General features: G+C 74.1%; 1 protein-coding gene. It reads right to left on the bottom strand.

Annotation, left to right across the window (positions count from 1 at the left end):
- Positions 1–1,843, bottom strand: a 1,843-nt coding sequence (locus FV230_RS27910) for a helicase-related protein (RefSeq protein ID WP_147844673.1), incomplete at both ends; no start/stop codon positions are given.

Below are 1,843 nucleotides of genomic sequence, written 5' to 3'. Positions count from 1 at the left end.
CCGCGCCCGTGCCGCCACGGTGCGCGAGGCCGTCTCGCGCAGGGCCTGCTCGATGGCGGCGTTGGCGCGGCCGCGCAGCAGTTTGGTCGCCTCCGCCTCGTCGAACGTGTCGGGGAAGCGCCGGGCCAGCCAGAGGTAGGCGGCGGCGAGCTTGACCGTGCGTTCGAGGTACTCGAGCTCGCCGCCGACGTTGGCCCGCAGAGCCGGGACGGCGGCGCCGGCCGCGCGGGCCTGGACCCAGCGGTCGAGCACCGCGGTCGAGGCCGGGTCGCGCCGGTCGATCGGGCAGACCGCGAAGGCGAAGGCCTCGCGGATCGGCAGGTGCGCCGTGTCGACCGCGCGCGCCGCCTCCAGCGCCTCCTCCATCGCGGAGGGCTGGAACGGGGACCCCTCGTAGAACGTCGCGCGGGAAAAATGCGTCAGCACCTCGGCGAGCGAGTCGGTGCCGAGTTCGGCCGCCGCCGCCTCGATCGCGATCAGGTCCGGCCGGACGTAGAACCGGGTGTCGGCGGCGGGCGCCGTCGGCGCGCCGGCCAGCGCATCGCGGATCGGGCCGAGGCTCACGTCGTCGGTGGCTGAGACGTGGCCCTCGTCCTGATGGCCGAAGCGCCCGGCCCGGCCGGCGATCTGGCGGATCTCGGGATTGGTGAGCGGGCGGGTCGCCGTGCCGTCCCACTTGGTGACCGCCGAGAAGATCACCCGCTTGAGCGGTCCGAGGTTCAGGCCCATGCCGATCGCGTCGGTGGTGACCAGCACCTCGGCCTCGGCGTTGCGGAACCGTGCCGCTTCCGCCCGGCGCACCTCCGGCGAGAGCGCGCCGTAGATGGTGGCGACGCTGCGCCCGGCCGCCACCAGCGCCTCGCGGTTCTCGTGCACGGCCCGCCGCGAGAAGGCGACGACGGCATCCCCCGGCTGCACGGATTCGAGGGGCACGGGCTCGTCGAGCGCCACCAGCGGGGTCTTGCGCACGAAGGTCACGACGTCGAGCGATTCGCCCGCGGCCTCCGCCGCGCGGCGGACATGCGAGAGCGCGTCGTCCGAGCCGCAGACGATCACGGTCTTCGCCGGGATCCCGAACAGCGCGTTGGTCCAGGCCCAGCCGCGATCGGGGTCGGACAGCATCTGGATCTCGTCGATCACCGCGACCTCGACCGGGCGGCGCAGGTCCACGGTCTCGATGGTGCGCGCGGTGTGGCTCGGGTCCGGCTCCCCCAGAATCTCCTCGCCGGTGACCATGCCGGCGCGCAGGCCCCGTTCCAGCAGGGCCTCGTAGTTCTCCAGCGCGAGCAGGCGCAAGGGCGCGAGGTAGGTCCCGGTCGGCGCCTTCGCCAGCACCTCCAGCGCCGCGTAGGTCTTGCCGGAATTGGTCGGGCCCATGTGGAAGACGATGCGCCGGTTCAGCCGGCGGGCGGGCACGAACTTGTCGATGTAGGAGCCGAACCCGACCCGGTCGCGCAGGCGGCGACGGCCGGATTCCTCGCGCGCCACCACCTTCGCCCGCGTCCGCACCGTCTTCAGGGTGTCGAGGATCGCGTGGGCGAGGTTCGGCGCGGGCGTGAAGACGCGGGCGCGCAGCGACCGGTCGAGATGGGCGATGTAGGTCGGCGCGTCCGCCCCGATCTCGTGGAGGTCGTCCCGGATCTGGTCGCGCACGCGCGCGACCGTGCGGTGGAGCGTGCGCGCCGAGGCCGCCGACGTCTCGGCCAGCGCCCGGCGCAGGTCGTCGAGGCGCCAGGCCGGATCGTTGCCGAGCGCCATCTCCTCCAGGATCTCGGCCGCCGCCTCGCCCGGCGGCCCGTCGAGGCGCAGGTCGAGGCGGCCGTCGTCGAGGAGCGGCAGGCTC

The organism is Methylobacterium sp. WL6, assembly GCF_008040095.1.
Lineage (GTDB): Bacteria > Pseudomonadota > Alphaproteobacteria > Rhizobiales > Beijerinckiaceae > Methylobacterium.
Note: the sequence above shows the minus strand (reverse complement) of the source record. Positions and strands in the feature narration are given on the sequence as shown.